14 protein-coding genes are annotated in these 21,464 nt (G+C 74.0%); 3 read left to right on the top strand and 11 right to left on the bottom strand.

Going from position 1 to position 21,464, the window contains the following annotated elements; translation table 11 throughout:
- Positions 1 to 117: 117 nt before the first annotated feature.
- Genes AC1VM9_RS06685 through fdh form a run of 8 tightly spaced genes read right to left on the bottom strand, consistent with a single transcriptional unit; the run spans position 118 to position 14,383 of the window.
- A complete protein-coding gene (locus AC1VM9_RS06685; RefSeq protein ID WP_483121921.1) occupies positions 118 to 5,034 on the bottom strand; it encodes an ATP-dependent helicase in 4,917 nt (1,638 codons plus the stop codon).
- A gap of 57 nt (positions 5,035 to 5,091) precedes the next feature.
- Positions 5,092 to 5,532: a nuclear transport factor 2 family protein gene (locus tag AC1VM9_RS06690; protein ID WP_481345324.1), complete on the bottom strand. Its 441-nt coding sequence runs from the start codon at positions 5,530 to 5,532 to the stop codon at positions 5,092 to 5,094.
- A 22-nt stretch (positions 5,533 to 5,554) separates the two neighbouring features.
- Positions 5,555 to 7,366, bottom strand: a complete 1,812-nt coding sequence (gene selB / locus AC1VM9_RS06695) for a selenocysteine-specific translation elongation factor (protein ID WP_481345325.1) — start codon at positions 7,364 to 7,366, stop codon at positions 5,555 to 5,557.
- 30 nt (positions 7,367 to 7,396) lie between these two features.
- Positions 7,397 to 8,761, bottom strand: coding sequence for an L-lactate MFS transporter (locus AC1VM9_RS06700; RefSeq protein ID WP_481345326.1), 1,365 nt, complete (start codon positions 8,759 to 8,761; stop codon positions 7,397 to 7,399).
- Between the two features lie 53 nt (positions 8,762 to 8,814).
- The gene (locus AC1VM9_RS06705; protein WP_483121924.1) at positions 8,815 to 9,105 is read right to left on the bottom strand and encodes a hypothetical protein; all 291 of its coding nucleotides are present in this window, start codon (positions 9,103 to 9,105) and stop codon (positions 8,815 to 8,817) included.
- On the bottom strand, positions 9,042 to 9,938 hold the full coding sequence (gene nrfD, locus AC1VM9_RS06710) for an NrfD/PsrC family molybdoenzyme membrane anchor subunit (protein ID WP_483121926.1): 897 nt from the start codon (positions 9,936 to 9,938) through the stop codon (positions 9,042 to 9,044). Before nrfD ends, AC1VM9_RS06705 begins: the two co-directional genes overlap by 64 nt.
- Complete coding sequence (locus AC1VM9_RS06715; protein ID WP_481345328.1) at positions 9,935 to 11,032, bottom strand: 4Fe-4S dicluster domain-containing protein; 1,098 nt, start codon at positions 11,030 to 11,032, stop codon at positions 9,935 to 9,937. The genes nrfD and AC1VM9_RS06715 overlap by 4 nt, the downstream gene beginning before the upstream one ends.
- 3 nt (positions 11,033 to 11,035) lie before the next feature.
- On the bottom strand, positions 11,036 to 14,383 hold the full coding sequence (gene fdh / locus AC1VM9_RS06720) for a formate dehydrogenase (protein WP_483121928.1): 3,348 nt from the start codon (positions 14,381 to 14,383) through the stop codon (positions 11,036 to 11,038).
- A gap of 137 nt (positions 14,384 to 14,520) precedes the next feature.
- On the opposite strand from fdh, the gene AC1VM9_RS06725 reads away from it, so the two are divergent.
- From AC1VM9_RS06725 to AC1VM9_RS06735, 3 genes are all read left to right on the top strand, one after another.
- Positions 14,521 to 17,076, top strand: a complete 2,556-nt coding sequence (locus tag AC1VM9_RS06725) for a DEAD/DEAH box helicase (RefSeq protein WP_481347252.1) — start codon at positions 14,521 to 14,523, stop codon at positions 17,074 to 17,076.
- Between the two features lie 38 nt (positions 17,077 to 17,114).
- Positions 17,115 to 18,008: an acyl-CoA thioester hydrolase/BAAT C-terminal domain-containing protein gene (locus AC1VM9_RS06730; protein ID WP_481347253.1), complete on the top strand. Its 894-nt coding sequence runs from the start codon at positions 17,115 to 17,117 to the stop codon at positions 18,006 to 18,008.
- Positions 18,009 to 18,119: 111 nt separating this feature from the next.
- On the top strand, positions 18,120 to 18,902 hold the full coding sequence (locus tag AC1VM9_RS06735; RefSeq protein ID WP_481338926.1) for a DUF1206 domain-containing protein: 783 nt from the start codon (positions 18,120 to 18,122) through the stop codon (positions 18,900 to 18,902).
- Positions 18,903 to 18,906: 4 nt separating this feature from the next.
- Here the strand turns inward: AC1VM9_RS06735 and AC1VM9_RS06740 are convergent, their stop codons facing one another.
- The 3 genes from AC1VM9_RS06740 to AC1VM9_RS06750 are packed head-to-tail and all read right to left on the bottom strand — an operon-like array spanning position 18,907 to position 21,438.
- The gene (locus AC1VM9_RS06740; RefSeq protein ID WP_481347254.1) at positions 18,907 to 19,680 is read right to left on the bottom strand and encodes a phosphatase PAP2 family protein; all 774 of its coding nucleotides are present in this window, start codon (positions 19,678 to 19,680) and stop codon (positions 18,907 to 18,909) included.
- Entirely contained in the window at positions 19,677 to 20,447 is a 771-nt protein-coding gene (locus AC1VM9_RS06745; RefSeq protein ID WP_481347255.1) for a phosphatase PAP2 family protein, read from the bottom strand. The genes AC1VM9_RS06740 and AC1VM9_RS06745 overlap by 4 nt, the downstream gene beginning before the upstream one ends.
- Complete coding sequence (locus tag AC1VM9_RS06750; protein WP_481338932.1) at positions 20,440 to 21,438, bottom strand: diacylglycerol/lipid kinase family protein; 999 nt, start codon at positions 21,436 to 21,438, stop codon at positions 20,440 to 20,442. The genes AC1VM9_RS06745 and AC1VM9_RS06750 overlap by 8 nt, the downstream gene beginning before the upstream one ends.
- Positions 21,439 to 21,464: the final 26 nt, after the last annotated feature.

Genomic DNA, 21,464 nt, shown 5'->3' on the forward strand with positions numbered 1-21,464 from the left:
TAGCGACTCCAAGTCACGCCCTGCAGGAGCACACCCTTCCTCCCGCTACGTCACTGCTCAGCGAGAGTGAGCAGTGACGTAGCGGGCCTGGGCGTGCCGTCGGTCGGTCCGGGCGAGTCAGCGACGCAGGCGCAGGCCGCGGGGGGTCATGTGGAACCCCGCCGTCGACAGCGCCTCGACGAGCGGGTGACCCGAGCCGAGGACCGAGGCGCCGTCGGCCTTCTCGACGGTGAGCCGCCCGAGGGCCCCCTCGCGGACCGCGAGCGCCAGGGCGTCCGCGGCCGGCTGCAGCCGGGCGGGGTCCTCGGACCAGCAGAGCATCGTTTTGCCGCCGCGCTCGACGTAGAGCACGAGCGCACCGTCGACGAGGACGACGAGAGCGCCCGCCTTCCGGCCCGGCTGATGCCCCTTGCGACGGGACGGCTCGTCGCCCTCGCTCGCGTCGGTCACGCCGCGCTCGGGCCAGCCGATGGCGGCACCGTAGGGGTTGGCGGGGTCGCTCGCGGCGAGGACGAGCGCCGGCACGACCGACGCGTCGGGGCGGCGCCCGCGACCCGGCGCGGCGGGCGGCGGCGTCACCGGCACGGCCCACTCGTCGCCCTCCCCCGGGTCGACGCGGCCGGTGGACGACCCGGCACGAGCCGGGTCGCCACCCGGCAGCCGCGACAGCGACCGCAGCCGGTCGACGGCACCGGTGGAGGCGAACTGCGACGCACCGAGGCCCTCGACGAAGTAGCCGCGGCGCACCTTGCCGGCCTCCTCGGCGGCGGCCAGCACCCGGTAGACGGCGGCGAACCCACCCGGCACGTCCTCGCTGACGACCGAGCCCCGGGTCAGCACGCCGTACCGGTCGAGGAGCAGCTCCGCGGCCGTGACGGCGCGCACCGTGGGGTCGGTCTCGGCGACGGGCAGCAGCGTCCAGCGGCCGACGCCGGTCGGTGGGCCGGAACCCTGCGCCCGGCCGGCCTGCAGCGCGCGCCCGGCGGCCGCGGTCTCGGCAGCCTCGACCTGCGCCGGCGTCGAGGCCGCGAGCGCCCCCCGCAGCGAACCGAACCGGCCGAGCGAGCCACGACGCGACGTGTACCGCGCCGACCGCGGGGCCGACGACGTGCGTCGGTGCGCGGTTCGGCCACCGGAGAGCAGGGCCCGCAACGGCGCGACGGTGTCGTTGGTGACGCGCCCGGACCACACGAGGGACCACAGGGCCTCGACCACCTCGGTGTCGTCGAGCTCGAGCCGCTGGGCGAGCGGACGGAAGAAGTACGCGCCCCCGCCGTCGAGGGCCGCGAGGACGGCGCGCTCGGCGTCGGTCAGGTCTGCACCGACGGGGTCGTCGGGCGGGGCCAGGGTCAGGTGCGCGCTGTCTGCGAGGTGGAGGCTGACCCAGCCGTCGTCACCCGGCAGCGAGCCGTGGCCACGCCACACCACCTCGCCCGAGCTCATGACCTCGTCGAGCAGCGACGGCCGGTAGTCGGCCACCCGCGCCGGCAGGACGAGCGACTCGAGCGCGCTCGCGGGCACGACCGCACCCGTCAGCTGCTCGACCGCACGCAGCAGGCCCTCGCGACCGCGCTGGCCGCCGCCGACGCCCTGCCACTGCGGCACGAACCGCGCGAGGTCGGCCTGGTCGACCGGCTCGACCTCGTGCCGCAGGGCCGCGAGCGACCGGCGCCGCAGGAGGCGCAGCACCTCGGCGTCGCAGAACTCGGGGCCGCGGCCACCGCCGTTCTCGGTCGGCAGCAGCTCGCCCTCGACGACCCGCCCGGCCGACACGAGCCGGCGCAGCGCGTCGTGGACGACGGCCGGGCCCAGACCCCACCACGAGGCCACGGTGTGGACGGTGAACGGCCTGTGCGTGCGGGCGAACCGGGCCACGAGATCGGCCAGGGGGTCGGGGACCGGCTCGAGGAAGGCGTGCGGGACACCGACGGGCAGGGCCGTGCCGAGCGCGTCGCGCAGCCGGGCGGCGTCCTCGACGGCGGCCCAGCGGTCCTCGCCGGCGACACGGACCGCGATGACGCGTCGGGCGGACTCCAGCTCGGCGAGCGCCGACTCGACCGCCGCCGGGCCGAACCCCTCGGCGGCCCGCGTCACGACGTCGCGCGTCGACAGGGGGCCGAGGACGCGCAGGAGGTCGGCGACGTCCTCGGCGTCGCGGGCGGCGCGCTCGGGCGTGAGCCGCTGGAGCTCGGCCTCCGTGCGGGCGACCGCCTCGGGGTCGAGCAGGTCGCGCAGCGCCAGCGCCTCGCCCTGGCCGAGCAGCTCGGACAGCAGCGAGGGGTCGAGCGCGAGCGCGGCCGCGCGACGCTCGGCGAGGGGCGAGTCCCCCTCGTAGAGGTACTGCGCGACGTACCCGAAGACGAGCGACTTGGCGAACGGGCTCGGCTGCCGCGACTCGACGTCGACGACGGTGACGGCGCGCGAGCGGATCTCGCCCATGAGCTCGACGAGACCGGGGACGTCGAAGACGTCCTGGACGCACTCACGGACGGCCTCGAGGACGATGGGGAACGTCGGGTACTGGCTGGCGACCTCGAGCAGCTGGGCCGCCCGCTGCCGCTGCTGCCACAGCGGCTGGCGCCGGTCGGGGCGTCGACGCGGTAGCAGCAGCGCGCGCGCCGCGCACTCCCGGAAGCGGGAGGCGAACAGGGCCGACCCGCCGATCTCCTGCGTGACCAGCTCGCTCACCTCCTCCGGCTCGAGGGTGACCAGCTCGACGAGCTGCTGACCGACCGACGCGCTGCCGCCCGCACCGGCGTCGTCGAACTCGAGGTCGGGCAGCCGGAAGACGATGCCGTCGTCACCGTGCATGGCCTGCACGTCGATGCCGAACCGTTCGCGCATCCGCGCCGCGACGCACAGGGCCCACGGCGCGTGCACCTGACCGCCGAAGGGCGAGAGCACCGCGACGCGCCAGTCGCCGATCTCGTCGCGGAACCGCTCGACGACGATGGTGCGGTCGTCGGGGACGTGGCGCGTGGCCTCCTTCTGCTCGCCGAGGTAGCCGAGGAGGTTGTCGGCGGCCCACTCGTCAAGGCCGGCCTCCCGGACCCGGGCCCGGGCGCGCTCGGGCGACAGGCCGACGATCTCGCGGATGAACGACCCCACGGCCCGGCCGAGCTCGGCGGGCCGGCCCTGCTGGTCGCCCTTCCAGAACGGGAGGCGACCGGCCTGGCCCGGAGCGGGGGTGACGAGGACGCGGTCGTGGGTGATGTCCTCGATGCGCCACGTCGACGTGCCGAGGGTGAAGACGTCACCGACGCGGGACTCGTAGACCATCTCCTCGTCGAGCTCGCCGACCCGGCGGCCCGGCCCCTCACCGGAGGCGAGGAACACGGCGTACAGGCCGCGGTCCGGGATGGTGCCGCCGCTCGTGACGGCGAGGCGCTGGGCGCCGCGGCGTCCGGTGAGGGTGTCGGTGACGCGGTCCCACACGATGCGCGGTCGCAGCTCGGCGAACTCGTCGGACGGGTACCGGCCGGCGAGCATGTCGAGGGTCGCCTCGAGGACCGTCCGCGGCAGCGCGGCGAAGCTCGCGGTGCGTCGCACGAGACCCTCGAGGTCGCCGACGGTCCAGTCGTCCATGGCGCACATCGCGACGACGTGCTGGGCGAGGACGTCGACGGGGTTGGCCGGTACGCGCAGCGACTCGATGTCGCCCGAGCGCATCCGTTCGACGACGACGGCGGTCTGCACGAGGTCTCCCCGGAACTTCGGGAAGAGCACGCCCTGGCTCACGGCACCCACCTGGTGGCCGGCACGCCCGACGCGTTGCAGACCGCTCGCGACCGACGGCGGCGACTCGACCTGCACGACGAGGTCCACGGCGCCCATGTCGATGCCGAGCTCGAGGCTGCTCGTGGCGACGACGGCGGGCAGGCGACCGGCCTTGAGGTCCTCCTCGATGGCGGCGCGATGCTCCTTGCTCACGGACCCGTGGTGCGCGCGGGCCAGCACCGCGGGCGCGCCGCGCGAGGCCCCGGACTGCGCCATGATCTGCGCGGGTGGGTGCTTCGCGGCCGCGACGCCCGTGGCCACCGCGCCCAGGGCCGCGCCGGGCCCCGGCAGGCTCTCCTCCTCGGCGAGCCGCTCCTCCCAGATCTCGTTGAGCCGGGAGGTCAGCCGCTCGGCGAGGCGACGCGAGTTGGCGAAGACGAGCGTCGAGCGGTGGTCGGCGATGAGGTCGACGATGCGTTCCTCGACGTGCGGCCAGATGCTCGCCTGCGGGGCGTTGCCCGCTGCGGGGCCGGACAGGTCGGGGACGCCCGGGGAGATCTCGGCCGTCGCTGCGGACAGCTCGGCCATGTCGGGCACGGGCACGACGACGTCGAGGTCCCACTGCTTCGTCGAGGCCGGCTGCACGATGTCGACCGGACGCCCACCGGCGAGGTAGCGCGCGACCTCCTCGACCGGCCGGACCGTGGCCGACAGCCCGACGCGCTGGGCCGGCCTGGGCAGGACGGCGTCGAGGCGCTCGAGGCTCAGCGCGAGGTGGGCACCGCGCTTGGTTCCGGCGACGGCGTGGACCTCGTCGACGATGACGGTCTCGATGCCCCTGAGTGCCTCGCGGACCGACGAGGTGAGCATGAGGAACAGCGACTCGGGCGTCGTGATGAGGATGTCGCTCGGTGTCCGCGCGAAGGCGCGCCGCTCGTTCGCGGGGGTGTCGCCGGAGCGCACGCTGACACCGATGTCGGGGACCGGAAGGCCCAGCCGGGTGGCCGCGTGCCCGATGCCGACGAGCGGCGCGCGGAGGTTGCGTTCGACGTCGACGGCCAGCGCCTTCATCGGCGACACGTAGAGGACGCGGCACCGCTCGAGCCGCTCCTCGGGCACCGGCTCGCTCGCCATCCGGTCGATGGCCCAGAGGAAGGCCGAGAGCGTCTTGCCCGAGCCGGTCGGGGCGACGACGACGCAGTGACGTCCGGACGAGATGGCCTCCCAGGCGCCGGTCTGGGCGGTGGTGGGCGCACTGAAGCTGCTCCGGAACCACTCCGCGGTGGCCGGGGAGAAGCGGTCGAGCACGTCAGCCATCACCGACCACCCTGCCATGCGCCGGGGACAGTGCCCGGGGCGTCACCGCGTCGGTGCTCAGAAGGGCGGCAGCTCGCCCTCGCCGGGGGTGACCCGCAGGTCGCCCTCGTCGATGCGGACGTCGTTGATGCTCGCCTCCCGCCGACGCATGTACCCCAGGTCGTCGAACTCCCACAGCTCGTTGCCGTACGAGCGCCACCACCGGCCCTCGGGGTCGCGGGACTCGTACTGGAACCGCACGGCGATCCGGTTGCCCTCGAAGGCCCAGAGGTTCTTGCGCAGCCGGTAGTCCAGCTCCCGGGCCCACTTGCGCCGCAGGAACTCGGTGACCTCGGCGCGCCCGACGAGGTGCTCGTCACGGTTGCGCCACACGGTGTCCTCGCTGTAGGCGCCGGCGACCCGGTCAGGGTCGCGCGTGTTCCAGGCGTCCTCGGCCGCCTGCACCTTCTGGCGGGCGGTGTCCTCCGTGAACGGCGGCAGCGGCGGTCGGGGGTCCATGTCGGCTCCTTCCACGAGGGTCTCAGCGTCGCACCTCGCGGTGCGTGCCGTCGACGCGGCGGGTCCACCCCCGGGCGTCGAGGTGCTCGAGCAGCGGGACGACGGTGCGGCGCGTCGAGGCGAGCGCGACCCGCGCCTCGCTCGTCGTGAACGGCTGCGGCAGGCCGGCGAGGACCCGCATGGCCCGGGCCGGCGCGATCGGCTGGAGGTAGACGTCGTCGGGCACCCCGGTCAGGCGCAGCAGCCGGCCGGCTCGCACGGCCGCGGCCACCTCGCGGCCCCCGAGGCCGGCCGCGTCGAGCTCCTTCTGCTCGGGGGCCGCGAACGGCTCGTCGGCGAGCCGGGCCTCGATGCGGCGCAGGCCCTCCTCGGCCCGGTCCCCCAGCTCGGCGGTGCGGCCCGGCAGGCCGACCCGGCCGTCGTGGACGTCGAGCCCGACGGAGCCCGCGAGGTCGGGGACGAGGGTGCGGTCCGGGGCGCCGGACGCCGCGCGCGCGGCCTCGAGAGTGAGCGTCGGGTCGAGCGGGTCGGCGTCGGCGCGGGCGACCGAAGCGGCGTGCAACCGCCGCCCCCACTGCTGCCACGCCGCGTCGGCGACGAGCCACCGGCCCCGGCGTGCCACGCCGTCGGCGCTCGCTCCGTCCTCGGGCACCGGGAGCCCGAGGGCTGCCGCGTCGGAGGTGGCCATCGCCTCGCGCCGGGCGACCTCGGCGGCGAGGTCCGGGGTGCCGCTCATGCCGGCGACGGCCTCGGCGCGCCGGACCGCGGCACCGCGGCGGCGCAGCGGCGGCGGGTCGGCGTCGACGACGAGCGCCCCGACGACGTGCCGCGACCCGGGGTCGCGAAGGACGAGCCGGTCCCCCGCCGTGAGGGCGAGCGGCGCCGGGAGGGTGAGGCGGACGGCGTCGCCGCCGAGCGGTCGCGTGCGCACCTGCACGGCGAGCGAGCCGACGTGGAGCATGAGGTTCGCGGGGATGCGTCCGGGTCCGGAGCGGACGGCGTCGCCACGCTCGAGCCGCACGTCGACCGAGTCCGTCGTCCGCCACGCGTGCGGCGTCACGAGGGCGTCCCCGCGGCCCACCTGGTCGGCCCCGAGCCCACGGAGGTTGACGGCGACCCGGCTCACGGGGCCGACGGCGTGGGCGGGCTGCTCCTGGCTCTGCAGCCCGCGCACGGTGACGCGGGCGTGGGCTCCGTCGGCGCGCTGCACGAGCAGCTCGTCGCCGACGCGGACCGTCCCGGCGCCGAGCGTGCCGGTGACCACCGTCCCGGCGCCCCGCACCGTGAAGGACCGGTCGACCCAGAGGCGCAGGCGGGCCCCGGTGTCCGGTGCGGGCAGCGACGCGACGAGCCGGTCGAGGGCGGCCCGCACGTCGTCGAGCCCCTCGCCGGTCCGGGCCGACACGGCGACCGCCTCGCAGCCGGCGAGCGAGGTCGCCCGCACCCGCTCGAGGGCGTCGGCACGAGCCGGCCCCGGGTCGGCGAGGTCGGCGCGCGTGACGACGACGAGCCCGTGCCGCAGCCCGAGCGCGTCGACGGCGGCGAGGTGCTCGGCCGACTGCCGCCGCCACCCCTCGTCCGCGGCGACGACGAGGACGACGGCCGGGGCCGGGCCCAGACCGGCCAGCATGTTGCCGACGAAGTGCTCGTGACCGGGGACGTCGACGAAGGCGACGGACGCCCCGGACGGCAGGGTCGTCCACGCATAGCCGAGGTCGATCGTCAGGCCGCGGCGCCGTTCCTCGGCCCAGCGGTCCGGCTCGATGCCGGTGAGGGCGCGCACCAGGGTCGACTTGCCGTGGTCGACGTGGCCGGCGGTGGCGACGACGTGCACGCCCTCACCGTACCCAGCGGACGGTCCGCGTCAGTGGCGACGCAGCCTGTCCCGCCCGGACGCCGCCGTGGCGCCGGTGGCGCCGGTCGTGCCGGTGGTGCCGGTACCGTCGGCAGCTGCCGGCCGGCGGTCGTGGCGGGGCGGCCGGGTCACGAGCGGCAGGACCAGCGCGACGAGGGTGATGATGCCGATGACGCTGAACCCGAGCGTGTAGGCCTTCTCGCTGCCGATGAGCGAGGCGATGAGGAGCGGGCCGACGACGCCGCCGATGCTCCAGCCGATGAGCATGAGGCCGTAGATCGCTCCGACGTTGCGCACCCCGAAGAACCGCCCGGCCGTCGAGGGCATGGTGCCGAACGCGCCCCCGTAGCAGAGGTACACGAGGGCGGCGAGGACGGCGAACAGCGCCTTGTTCGACGCGTGCGGGATGAGCAGCAGGCACACGGCCTGGATCCCGAGGATGCCGAGGAACGCCGGCATCTTGCCGACGAGGTCGGACAGCCAGCCCCAGAAGATGCGGCCTCCGCCGTTGAAGAGGCCCAGCACGCCGACGAGCGCGGCAGCCGCCGCGGTCGAGTAGCCGGCGACGTCGCTGGCCGTGCCGGCGGCCACGGCGATGAGCGAGATGCCGGCGGTGACGCTCATCGTGAGGATGCCGGTGAGCAGGTACCACTGCGGGGTGTGCATCGCCTCGCTCGGCGTGAAGTCGCGGGAGGCCGTGCCCGTGCCCGTGTCAGCGGACACGGCCGTGGCGGCCGACTCCGTGGTGGTGTCGGGCACGGCTGCCGGGTTGCGGAACACCGACGTGCACACGAGGAGGATGACGAGGTACCCGATGCCGAGCCAGAGGAAGGCCTTCGTCGGGACGCTCGGCGTGTGGTCGATCAGGGCCTGCCCGACGGGGGCGGTGACGACCGCCCCGAACCCGAACCCCGCGACCGCGAGGCCGGTGATGAGGCCCGGTTTGTCCGGGAACCACTTCTGCAGCATGGCGATCGGCACGATGTAGACCATCCCGAGGCCGAACCCGCCGATGACGCCGTACCCGAGGACGACCAGCCAGAAGGCGTCCGGCGACTGGGCGAAGGAGGCGAGGATGACGCCGACGGCGTAGATGACCCCTCCGGTCATCGCGACGACGCGCGGCCCGCGGGCGTCCTGGAGCCGGCCGCCGACGTAGCTGCCGATGAAGATCATCCCGATGACGACGCTGAACGGCACGGCGGCCTTCGACTTCGACCATCCGAACGCGGCGTCGCTCTGCATCGCCTTGGCGAAGACGCTCCACGCGTAGACGGAGCCGATGGCCAGCTGCACGAGGACGGCACAGACGAGGATGACCCAGCGGTTGGCGCCTCGGGTCCTCGTCACCGGATCGCTGTCGGTCCTGCTCACGGCATTCCCCTTCCGGTCCTCCGGCGGCGCCTCCCTGCGTCGTCGGTGCGCGTCTAGCGCGCCGTGGTGATCGCGTCGTCGACGACGCCGGCGGCGCGGCGGCGTTCGAGACGCTCGCGTTGGTGCTCGACCGTGTACTTCGGGTCGATCGCGGAGGCCATACCCGCCTCGAAGACGCCGAACCGAGTGCACGCCGATCCGGCCATCAGGGCCAAACCGCTCAGGGCGGCACCGACGCGGGTCCGTCCCACGGTGACGGCACCGACGGCGCCGGCGACGGTCAGCACCGTGCTGGCCCGGAGCAGACGGGCGGCCCTGCCGGTGCGCAGCGGCTCGGCGAGCATCGGCCGAGCTCGCGCTGCATCCGCTCGAAGGCGAGCGTCTCGACGAGGGCGCTGAGGGCGGCCAGCCGCCGGGCGGGACCGTTCTGCCGGGCCGGCACGGTGAGCAGGGCCAGGCCCGACGCGGCGGCGTTCGCCGAGCTGACGAAGACGAACGGCAGCTCGCGGTAGGACTCGTGCCAGGTCGGGGTCGCGGTGTCGGCGAGGAGCACCGCGGTGTAGGCCGCGAGCGGCGGCGCGAAGAGCGCGGAGCCGGCCGTGGCCGGCCCGTCGGCGACCGCGAGCACCCGGGAGACGCGGGCGACCGCGGTGCCGGGCCGCCCTGTGCCGGAACGACGCTCGAGCAGCGCCTGACCCAGCTCGGTGGCGAGGGCCAGGCCGGAGAAGCCCCCGAAGGCGGTAAGGATCCACGAGCCGACCGACATCGGCGAGGTGAGCTTGACGGTGCGCAGCATGTTGAGGCCGCGGCTCGGCTTGCCGAGGTCCTTGGCGAGCGCCGCACCGCCGAGGGCCGCGGCTGCGACCGCACCGATGCGGCCCGCCCGGCGCAGCGCCGGGTAGCCGAGCACCTTGCCGCCGGCCCCGAGCAGCGCCGACCCGCCGGCGACGCCGCCGAGGAACAGGTACGCGGCGACCTCCTTCTCCCACGGCGCGGGCTTGACGACGTGCCGGCCGTAGTAGCTGTCGAACCGGACGTCCGGGACCATGAGCGACTCGTCGCGGCGCCGGCGGCCGCCGTCGTGCCCGGCGGTGTCACGGGCGTTGCCGTGGGTCGCCGGGTCACGCCGGCGCTCGCGCTCGGGCGGGCGGTCGGCGTCGAACGGGTTGGTCGTCATCGCTTCCTCCCGACGAACGCGGCCGCGGCCATGCCGAGCATCGCCAGTCCCGCGTACCCGGCCTTGCGGAACATGTCGGGCAGGTCGGCCGTGGTTACGCGCGGGTCCGGCGGCAGCCCGTAGACCTCGGGCTCGTCGAGCAGGAGGAACACCGACCCGGTGCCGCCGACCCCGTCGTTCTCGTCGGTGCCGTAGAGCCGCGCCTCGGTGTAGCCGAGGCCGTGCAGCTCGGCGACGCGGGCCCGTGCGGTGGCGCGCATGTCGTCGAGGTCGCCGAACTTGATCGAGGTCGTCGGGCAGGCCTGGGCGCACGCGGGTGTCTGCCCGGCCCCGAGGCGGTCGTAGCACAGCGTGCACTTCTGGGCGATGCCGACGTTCTTGACCTCGCCGTTGTGGGCCGGGTCGGCACCTGCCGAGCCGATGCTGATGCCGTGCGAGCGGCGTCCGCCCTCGTGGCCCTCGTCGCCCCGGCGCCGTTCGATGACCCCGAACGGGCAGGCGGCCACGCAGTACCCGCACCCGTTGCACACGTCGTCCTGCACGACGACGGTGCCGAACTCGGTGCGGAACAGCGACCCCGTCGGGCACACGTCGAGGCACGCCGCGTGGGTGCAGTGCTTGCACACGTCCGACGCCATGAGCCACCGGACGTCCGGCACGGCGGTGTCGGTGGGCCCCGGCCCGGCGGCGGCGCCGGACCGCACGTCGCCGGGCGCCTCCAGCGTCGCGGTGGCGGTGCCCCCGCCACCGGTCGGGGCCGGCTCGTCCCCCGTGCGCAGGGTCGGCATCCCGAGCTGGACGAGGCGTCGCCCCGACTCGCGGGCCTGCTCGATGCGCTCGCTCGTCTGCTCGACGAACGCGACGTGGCGCCAGGTGCTCGCCCCGAGCGCGCCGGTGTTGTCGTAGGACTGGTTGAGCAGGTCGAGGCCGTCCTCGGGGATGGCGTTCCACTCCTTGCACGCGACCTCGCAGGCCTTGCAGCCGATGCAGATCGAGGTGTCGGTGAAGAACCCCTTGCGCGGCTCCGGGCGGTCCCACGCGGCGTCGCTCGCGGGGTCGGTCGGCCCCGACAGCTGGTTGCGCCAGAAACCCATGCCTCAGCCCTCCTTCGGCTCGGGGACGGACCCCGGGTGCCCGGTGCGCAGCTCGTTGCCCGTCATGACGGTCGAGCCGGCGCGCGACTGGTACTCGGCGACGAGGCGCAGCAGCGCCTCCCCGGTCGGACGCCGTCCCGGCACGATGTCGCACGAGCCGGCCTTGCTCTCCTGGATCTGCACGTTCGGGTCGAGGGCGATCCCGAGCAGGTCGTTGGCGGCGTCACCGCTGACAACGGCGTCGCTGCCGACGCCCCAGTGGTACGGCAGCCCGACCTGGTGGACGGTGCGGCCGCGGATGACGAGCGGCGTCATGCGCTCGGTGACCAGGACCCGCGCCTCGATCGCGGTGCGGGCCGACACGATCGTGGCCCAGCCACCGGGCTCGAGCCCGCGCTCCTTCGCGAGCTCGGGCGAGACCTCGCAGAAGAACTCCGGCTGCAGCTCGGACAGGTACGGCAGCCACCGGCTCATGCCGCCCGCGGTGTGGTGCTCGGTGAGCCGGTAGGTCGTGAAGACGTACGGGTACACGTCGGACCCCGGCTCGCCCGCGGACGGGCTCCACAGGTTGTCCTTGCGGGGGAAGACCCGGCGGGCCGGGTTGGACTGCTGCGTGTAGAGCGGGTTGCGGACCGGCGACTCCTGCGGCTCGTAGTGCGTGGGCAGCGGACCGTCGAGCATGCCCTTGGGCGTGAAGAGCCAGCCCTTGCCGTCGGCCTGCATGATGAACGGGTCGTCGCCGGCGAGGCCGTCCGGGCCGCCGGTGCCCGGCTCGGGCCGGAACGTCGGCGCCTTCGTCGGCGGGAAGTCCGGCACGTCGTGCCCCGTCCACTTCCCGGCGTCGGCGTCCCACCACACGTACTTCTTGCGCTCGCTCCACGGGTGGCCCTCGGGGTCGGCCGAGGCCCGGTTGTAGAGGATGCGGCGGTTGGCCGGCCACGCCCAGCCCCAGTCGAGGGCGGTGAGGTCCTGCTCGCGGCCGGGTCGGCGGTTGGCGGCCTGGTTCTTGCCGTCTGCGTAGACGCCGGTGTAGATCCAGCAGCCGCCGTCGGTCGAGCCGTCGGCCTTCATCTCGGTGTACGACGACAGCGGCTGTCCGGCCTTGTCGCCCGTGAGGTGGCGGCCGTTGACCTCGGCGAGCACGGCCTCGGCGTCGATCTCGCCGTCGGCGTCGAGCGGGTAGTCCCACGTCAGGTCGAGCAGCGGCCGGTCGCGCGGGTCGGTCGAGTCGGCGAGGATCTCGCGGATGCGCCGGCCGAGCTCGTAGAAGAACTCCAGCTCGCTCTGCGCCTCACCGGGCGGCGCCACCGCCTTGTGGTGCCACTGGAGCATCCGCTGGGTCTGCGTGAACGAGCCGGACTTCTCGGTGTGGGCCGCCGCGGGCAGGAAGAACACCTCGGTCCGGATGTCCTCAGGACGCATCTCGCCCGTCGCGATCTCCGGGCCGTCCTTCCAGAACGTGGCCGACTCGATCATCGCGAAGTCGCGCACGACGAGCCACTTGAGGTGCGACATCGCCTGGCGCTGCATGCGGCCGTGGGCCGAGCCGACGGCCGGGTTCTGGCCGAGGAGGAAGTAGCCCTCGACCTGGTCCTCGAGCATCGCCATCGTCGTCTGGTACGTGCCGTGCGCGCCCGAGAGCCGGGGCAGGTAGTCGAAGCACCAGTCGTTCTCGGCGGTCGCGGCCTTGCCCCACCACGCCTTGAGCAGGCTGACGGCGTAGGTGTCGGCGTTGGCCCAGAAGCCCTTCTGGGACTTGCTGCCGATGGCGCCCACGTAGTCCTCCCACGTGTCGTGGAGGCCGACGACCGGCATCGCGAGGTAGCCGGGGAGGATGTTGTAGAGCGTCGGGATGTCGGTCGATCCCTGGATGCTGGCGTGGCCGCGCAGCGCCATGATGCCGCCGCCCGGACGGCCCATGTTGCCGAGCAGCAGCTGGATGATGGCCGCAGTGCGGATGAACTGGGCGCCGAGCGTGTGCTGGGTCCAGCCGACGGCGTAGACGAACGCCGTGGTGCGGTCGCGGCCGCTGTTCTCGGTGACGGCCTTGGCCAGGTAGGCGAAGTCGTCGACGCTGACGCCGCACGTGTCGGCGACCATCTCCGGGGTGTAGCGGGCGTAGTGCTTCTTGAGGATCTGGAAGACGCACCGCGGGTCCTGCAGCGACTCGTCGCGCAGCACGCTCGCGTGCTCGAGCGCCGGTCCGCCGGAGCCGTGCTCGTCACCGGCCGCGCGCTCGGACTTGCTGTGGCCGTGCTCGTGCCCGCCGCCGCCGCTCTCGTGAGCGGCGGCCGGGCCGCCGATGGTGCCCGGCGACCCGTCCTCGTCGTCCGAGCCCGCCGCGTAGGCCCACGTGCTCGGCTCGTACGAGCCCTTCTCCTCGTCGTAGCCGGAGAAGAGGCCGTCGAGGTCCTCGGTGTCCCGGAACGTCTCGCTGACGAGCGTCGCGGCGTTCGTGTACGCGACGACGTACTCCTTGAAATACAGCTCGCGCGTCAGGATGTGGTTGATGAGCGCGCCGAGCAGCACGACGTCGCTGCCGGCCCGGATCGGGATGTGCTTGTCGGCCGTCGCCGACGTGCGGGTGAACCGCGGGTCGACGTGGATGACCTTCGCGCCCTTGAGACGGGCCTCGGTCACCCACTGGTAGGCGACCGGGTGGCACTCGGCCATGTTCGAGCCCTGGATGACGATGCAGTCCGAGTTGGACAGGTCCTGCACGTACTGCGTCGCGCCGCCGCGTCCGAACGAGGACCCCAGACTGGGGACCGTGGAGGAGTGTCAAATACGGGCCTGGTTCTCGATCTGGATGGCGCCCGCCGCGGTGAACAGCTTCTTGATGAGGTAGTTCTCCTCGTTGTCGAGCGTCGCGCCGCCGAGCGAGGCGATGCCCATGGTGCGCCGGAGCGGACGGCCGTGCTCGTCGGCGTCCTGCCAGCCGGCACGCCGGCTCTCGACGAAGCGCTGGGCGATCATCTCCACGGCGGTGGCCCGCGGCATCCGCTCCCAGTCGGTGCCGCCGGGCCGCCGGTAGAGCACGTGCCGCTGGCGACCCGGGTTGTTGACGAGCTGCTCGCTCGCGGAGCCCTTGGGGCACAGTCGGCCGCGCGACACCGGCGAGTCGGGGTCGCCCTCGATCTGCACGACCTTCTCGTCCTTGACGTACACCTTCTGGCCGCAGCCGACGGCGCAGTACGGGCAGACGCTCTGCACGACGCGGTCGGCCGTCGCCGTGCGCGGCGCCAGCGACCGGGTGCGCTCGGACGTCACGGCCGGGCCGCGTCCGAGGAAGTCTCCCGAGCGGACCTGCCGGACCACCGGCCACGACAGGAACGTCTTCTTCGCCTCCATGAGCGTCACCTTCCTCGGCGCAGGGGACTCCGGTCGAGCCTCACGTCGTCTCGTGCTCTCCGTTCCCACCGGGGCGGGACCCGTAACCACCCTAGGCTCGATTCGGCCGGCGGGGTGACCGGTGGCATGCTCGCCGGGTGACGACGAACCTCGAGGCGCGCATCCCGGCCGACGCGGATGCCGACGCGCTCTACGACGCGTTCGTCGAGTGGGCCGCGGAGCAGGGGCTGGCGCTCTACCCGCACCAGGAGGAGGCCTTCCTCGAGGTGCTCTCGGGCGCCAACGTCGTCCTCGCGACTCCGACCGGGTCCGGCAAGTCCCTCGTCGCGGCGGCCGCGCACTTCACCGCCCTCGCCGAGGACCGCGTCTCCTTCTACACGGCGCCGATCAAGGCGCTCGTCTCGGAGAAGTTCTTCGCGCTGTGCGAGCAGTTCGGCGCCGACAACGTCGGCATGATCACCGGTGACGCCACGGTCAACGGCGACGCCCCGATCATCTGCTGCACGGCCGAGGTCCTCGCCAACGTCGCGCTGCGCGAGGGCGCCGCCGCCGACATCGGCCTCGTCGTCATGGACGAGTTCCACTTCTACTCCGAGCCCGACCGCGGCTGGGCCTGGCAGGTGCCGATCCTCGAGCTGCCGCAGGCGCAGTTCGTCCTCATGTCGGCGACCCTCGGCGACGTCACGATGTTCCGCGACGACCTCACCCGACGCACGGGCCGGGCCACCGCGGTCATCACCGGCACCGAGCGTCCGGTGCCGCTCGAGTTCTCCTACGCCACGACGCCGATCCACGAGACGATCGAGCAGCTGCTCGAGCAGGACCGGGCCCCGGTCTACGTCGTCCACTTCACCCAGGCGGCCGCCCTCGAGCGGGCCCAGAGCCTCGTCGCCCTCAAGATGACGACCCGCGAGGAGCGGGACGCCATCGCCGAGCGCATCGGCGGCTTCCGCTTCGGCTCCGGTTTCGGACGGACCCTGTCGCGCCTCGTCCGCCACGGCGTCGGCGTCCACCACGCCGGGATGCTGCCGAAGTACCGCCGGCTCGTCGAGCAGCTGGCCCAGGACGGCCTGCTCAAGGTCATCTGCGGCACCGACACCCTCGGCGTCGGCATCAACGTGCCGATCCGCACGGTGCTGCTGACCGGCCTGACGAAGTTCGACGGCACGAAGCAGCGCCTGCTCAAGGCGCGCGAGTTCCACCAGATCGTCGGACGCGCCGGGCGGGCCGGGTTCGACGCGCGGGGCTGGGTCGTCGCCCAGGCGCCGGAGCACGTCATCGAGAACCTCCGGGCCGTCGAGAAGGCGGGCGACGACCCGAAGAAACAGCGGAAGGTCCAGCGCAAGAAGGCGCCGGACGGCTTCGTCGGCTGGTCGGAGGAGACCTTCGAGCGGCTCATCACGAGCGAGCCGGAGCCGCTCCAGCCGCGGCTGCGCGTGTCGCACTCGATGCTCGTCAACCTGCTGGCCCGAGAGGGAAACCCGGTGGCCCACGCGGTTCGCCTGCTGTCGGACAACCACCACGAGGAGAAGGACCAGCGGCGCCTGCAGCGGCACGCGCTCGTCCTCGCGCGCGAGCTGCTCACGTCCGGCGTCGTCGAGCGGCTCCCCGCGGCCGACGCGTCGGGACGCCGGCACGCCCTGACCATCGACCTGCAGCGCGACTTCGCCCTCAACCAGCCGCTCGCACCGTTCGCCCTCGCCGTCATGGAGACCCTCGACCGGGAGTCCGACACGTACGCGCGCGACATCGTCAGCGTCGTCGAGGCGATCCTCGAGGACCCGCGGCAGGTGCTGTGGGCCCAGGAGTACAAGGCGCGCGGCGAGGCGGTGGCCGCGATGAAGCTCGACGGCGTCGAGTACGAGGAGCGCATGGAGCGGCTCGAGGAGGTCACCTGGCCCAAGCCGCTCGCCGACCTGCTCGAGGTGACGCTCACCGCGTACCGCCGGAGCCACCCGTGGATCTCCCCCGACGCACTGTCCCCCAAGTCGGTCGTGCGCGAGATGTACGAGCGCGGCATGACGTTCACCGAGTTCGTCTCGTACTACGGCCTGTCGAGGTCCGAGGGACTCGTCCTGCGCTACCTCACCGACGCGTACCGGGCGCTGCGGCGCACCGTTCCCGAGGCCTACCGCGACGACGAGCTCGACGACGTCGTCGAGTGGCTCGGTGAGCTGGTGCGCCAGACCGACTCGAGCCTGCTCGACGAGTGGGAGGACCTCGTCAACCCGGCCGACGGCGCCGCTCCGGGGCGGCCGTCCGGGGAGGTCGCCCCACCGGCCCGACCACTGACCGCGAACGAGCGGGCCTTCACGGTCATGCTCCGCAACGCCATGTTCCACCGCGTCGAGCTCGCCGCCCGCGACGCGTGGGAGCAGCTCGGCGAGCTCGAGGCCCGGGTCGCCGAGCTGACCGACCCGCCGCGTCCGGTGGTCATGGACGCCGACGCGTGGAACGAGGCGCTCGGCGCCTACTACGACGAGCACGACGCCGTCGCGACCGACCAGCAGGCCCGCTCCCCCGCGCTGCTCCAGGTCGAGAAGGTGCCGGGTGAGTGGCGGCTGCGGCAGGTCGTCGTCGACCCCGACGGCGACCGCGACTGGGGCATCCGGGCCGTCGTCGACCTCGCCGCCAGCGACGAGGCCGGAGCCGCGGTCCTCACCGTCACGGGCTTCGAGCGCCTCGGCGGCTGAGCGTCGAGGCGCGACGGCGCGTGCCTAGGGTGGTCGGCATGAGTGGTCCCCAGTCCGACCCGACCTCGGTACCCGGCCTCGCCGCCGTGCGGGTCGACCCGCTGCCTGATGCCGAGGGCGTCCTCGCGCGGCCGCACGACGGCGGCAACGGCACCGGGGTGCTCGTCCTGTCCGGTTCGAGCGGACGCGTCGAGGCGCCGCGGGCCCGCCTGCTCGCCGCGGCGGGCGTGTCCGCAGCCTTGACCTACCAGTGGTTCGGCGCACCGGGGACCCCGGACACGATCTGGGAGTACCCCCTCGAGGCGTTCGCTCCGGCCATCGACCGGCTCGCCGCCGACGGCGACCGCGTCGTGCTCCTCGGGACGTCGAAGACGGCCGAGGCGTTCCTGCTCCTTGCCACCGAGGACCCGCGCGTCGACGCCGTCGTCGCGGTCGCGCCCAGCCACGTCGCGTGGGCCAACGTCGGCCCGGGGCCCGACGGCGAGCTGCGCCCGCAGCACGCGTCGTGGAGCCGTGGGGGCGCGCCGCTGCCGTTCGTTCCGTACGACGACGAGGCCGACATCTCCGGCGACCCGCCCGAGTACGTCGGCCTGTACCGCCGGAGCCTGGCCGTCGCGCCGGCCGACACCCTTGCGGCAGCGACGATCCCGGTGGAGCGGTTCTTCGGCGACGTCCTGCTCGTCGCCGGTGGGGACGACCGACTGTGGCCCTCGCTCGACGCCGCGCGCGCCATCGAGGCGCGCCGCGCCGCGTACGACCTGCCCACCACGGTCGTCAGCCACCCCGACGCCGGGCACCGCGTCGTGCTGCCCGGCGAGCCGGTCGCCACCGGCGGCCTGCAGCTGGCCCGCGGTGGTACCGAGGAGGCCGACCGGGCGCTCGGACGCCTCGTCTGGCCGGAGCTGCTCCGGGTGCTCGCAGTGTCGCCCTGAGACCCACCTCCGCGCCCACGGACCGGCGTCCTCGCCGCGTCCGCGGGGAGCCGGGGCCGGGTATGTTCGCCGATGCCCGCTCCGCTCCGCTCGACCGACAGGATGGCTCCGATGGACGTGACCGACGTCAAGCTCGCCGCAACCCGGGCCGGGGACCACCCGGTGCTCGAGAGCGCTGCACGGGTGGGCTACGCCGTCAGCGGGGTGTTCCACGTCGTCATCGGTGTCATCGCCCTCAAGCTCGCCCTCTCCGGCGCGGGCCGGCCGGACCAGTCGGGGGCCCTCAGGGCGCTGGCCGACAACCCCGTCGGAACGGTCGTCCTGTGGGTCGCCGTCCTCGGCTGGCTCGGCCTCGCGCTCTGGCAGGTGACGGAGGCGCTGACCCGCGGCGGGGCCGGCGACCGGGTCAAGGCGGTTTCCAAGACCGTCGTGTACCTCGCCCTGTCGGTGACCGCCTTCAGCTACGCGAGGGGCCACCAGGGCAGGAACAGCACGTCGCAGACCCGGGACCTCACGGCCACCCTCATGTCCAAGCCGGCCGGGCAGTGGCTCGTGGGGATCGTCGGCCTCGTCGTCATCGGCGTCGGGGTCTACCACGTCTACAAGGGCTGGAAGCGCCGGTTCCTCACCGACCTCCAGTCGCACCCGGGCCCGTGGGTCGAGAAGGCGGGCCGCTTCGGGTACATCGCCAAGGGCGTCGCCCTCGCCATCGTCGGCGGCCTCTTCGTGCTCGCCGCGGTCCGCCACCGCCCGAGCGAGGCCACCGGCCTCGACGGGGCGCTCCACAGCCTGCTCGGCGCCCCGGGCGGTCCGGTGATGCTGACGCTCGTCGCGCTCGGCCTCATCGCCTTCGGCATCTACTCCTTCGGGCGCGCGAGGCGGGCCCGAGTCTGACGCGTCAGCGGGTGGCCGTCGCCGTCCGCCCCGGGGCCCACGCGTCCGGCGCGTCGGCGGCGCCGACGTCGCGCCGCAGCCAGAGCCAGGCGAGCACGAAGCAGACGAGCCCGTTGGCCAGGCCGACGAGGACATCCGTCAGGTGGTGCATGCCGCGGTAGAGGCGGGCGTAGCCGACGAGGACCGGCACGACGAGGCACACGACCGTCACGAGGCGGCGCAGCCACGGGGTCTCGATGCGCTGGGCCATCGCCGCGAAGGTCACGTAGAGCGCGGTGGACGCGCCGACGTGTCCGCTCGGGTAGCTCGACGTCGGCGGTGCCGGGTCGAGGTGCGCGACCTCCGGACGGTCGCGGTCGGTGATCATCGTCGCCGCGACGAAGACGCTGGCCTGGGCGGCGATGGCGATGGCCGGGACGACCGCGTACCACCACTGCCCGGTGCGCCACCACACGAGAAGCGCGACGAGGATGCAGACGCCGATGACGTACTCGGTGTTGCCGATGTGCGACCACACGAGGGTCACGGCGTCCCACGCGCTCGTCCGGGTGCCCTGGATCGCGCGGTTGACCGCAGTCTCGGACCGGAGACCGCCGAGCGGCCCCTCGATGAAGAAGCCGATGCCGGTGATGACGGCGAACAGGACGATCGCCGGGCCGAGCACGCGCAGCGCCAGGTCGCGCAGCGCGGGCCCGACGGCCGGTCGGGTCCGGTCCAGCTCGTATCGGTGCAGCTCGTATCGGTGCAGCTCGTATCGGTGCAGCGTCGACCGGTTCACCGGGTGCCTTTCGACTCAGGACCCGTCCTGCCCTCCGGGGGCGGCGGGTCGTCAGGGGTGCGGGGGTTCCATCCGAGGTAGCCGAGGTAGGAGGCGCCGACCAGCCCCGTCCCGAAGAGCAGGCCGGCGACGACGTCGGACGGGAAGTGCACGCCGAGGAAGACGCGGTCGGCCATGGTCACGAGGACGGCCACCGCCCCGACGGTGACCACCACCCGGCGCGTCCGCGGCGACACGACGGGCCACACGAGCAGGACGAGCGCGGTGGCGATCGCGGCCGCGTTCGCGGCATGGCCCGAGGGGAAGCTGTAGCCGGGCGCGTGCGAGACGGCGTCGGTGACCACCGGGCGGGTCCGACGGACGACCTCCTTGAGGACGAGCTGGAGGTTCCAGGCCACCATCATCGTGACGAACGCCCAGATGGCGCGGCTGCGCAGGCCGTGCCGGCGCCACACCCAGATGCACAGGCCGGTGGCCGCGATGTAGGGCCACCTCGGCTGCGTGGCCTCCTGCCAGGCGACGAGGAAGGTCTTGAACGCCGGGTGCGCGCGGGTCAGGTCGGTGGCGGCGCGGATCGAGGCCTCGTCGATACGGATGACCGGCACGAACTTCTCACGGGCGATGAAGGCCAGCGCCGTCACGGGCACGGCGAAGGCCAGGCCGAACACGACGGCCCGGCGCAGCCGGCGCCATCGGCCCGGTGGGGCTGGGACTGCCTCGCCCTCGCGCCGTTCGCGGGCCTCGACGCCCGGGCGAGCCTCAGCCACCGCGCACCACCAGCGCTCCCGGGAGCGCCCGCGCCGTCATCGCGCGGTGCGGTCCGACCGGGTCGCCGTCGATCTCGGCCTCCACGGCGCGACGCGCGAGGACGGTGAGGTCGGGGGCCACGAGCCGGTCGAGCCTCCGGCGCCCGGCGCGGTGGCGGGTCGCGACGTCGACGAGGACCGAGGCCCACCCGAAGGCTCCCTGGGGCGCGAGCACGACGGCATCGAGGACGCCGTCGTCCACGACGGCCTCCGGCATGAGCTCGACGCCGCCCTGAAGGGTGCCGCAGTTGCCGATGATGACGGCCTGCGCGTGCCGCACGACCGACTCCTCGGGGGCGCCGACGACCCCCTCCCCACCCCTGGCCCGCACCTCGACGGGGAAGCCGCGACCCGAGAGCTTCCGGGTGGCGGCGAGCACGTAGGCGACCCAGCCGACCGCCTCCTTCACCGTCTCGTCGGTGTCGGCCATGATCTCGCCGTCGAGGCCGAGCCCGGCCATGACGAGGAAGACCTCCTCGTCGTCCGCGACCCCGGCGGGGCTGTCCTTCGTCGCCCGGCTCGACTCCGGCTCGGGGAGGGCGTCGGCCAGGCGCACCGCGCCGACGTCGATGCGCCGGTCCCGGCCCTCGACGAGTGCCCGCGCCGCCTCCTCGAGGCTGCCGACGGGGACCCCGAGGTTGCGCGCGAGCAGGTTGCCGGTGCCGCCGGGGAGCAGGCCGAGGGCGACGTCCGTCCCGACGAGCGCCGAGGCGACGGCGCGGACCGTGCCGTCGCCGCCGAGCGAGGCCACGACGTCCGCTCCCGCCTCCACGGCATCGCGGGCCTGGCGCTCGCCGGTCTCCTCCGCCGTGGTCTCGACCCACTGCGGCTCGGACCAGCCGCCGTCGGCGCAGGCCTTGGCGACGGTCGCCTGCGCGTCCTCGAGGTCGTCGACGCGGAGGGGGTTGTAGACGACGGTGAGGCTGCGCCGAGCGCGGGACTGGTCGGACATGGACGACTCCTCGGACTCGGCTGGCA

This window comes from Monashia sp. HAY1-11D (assembly GCF_056868035.1).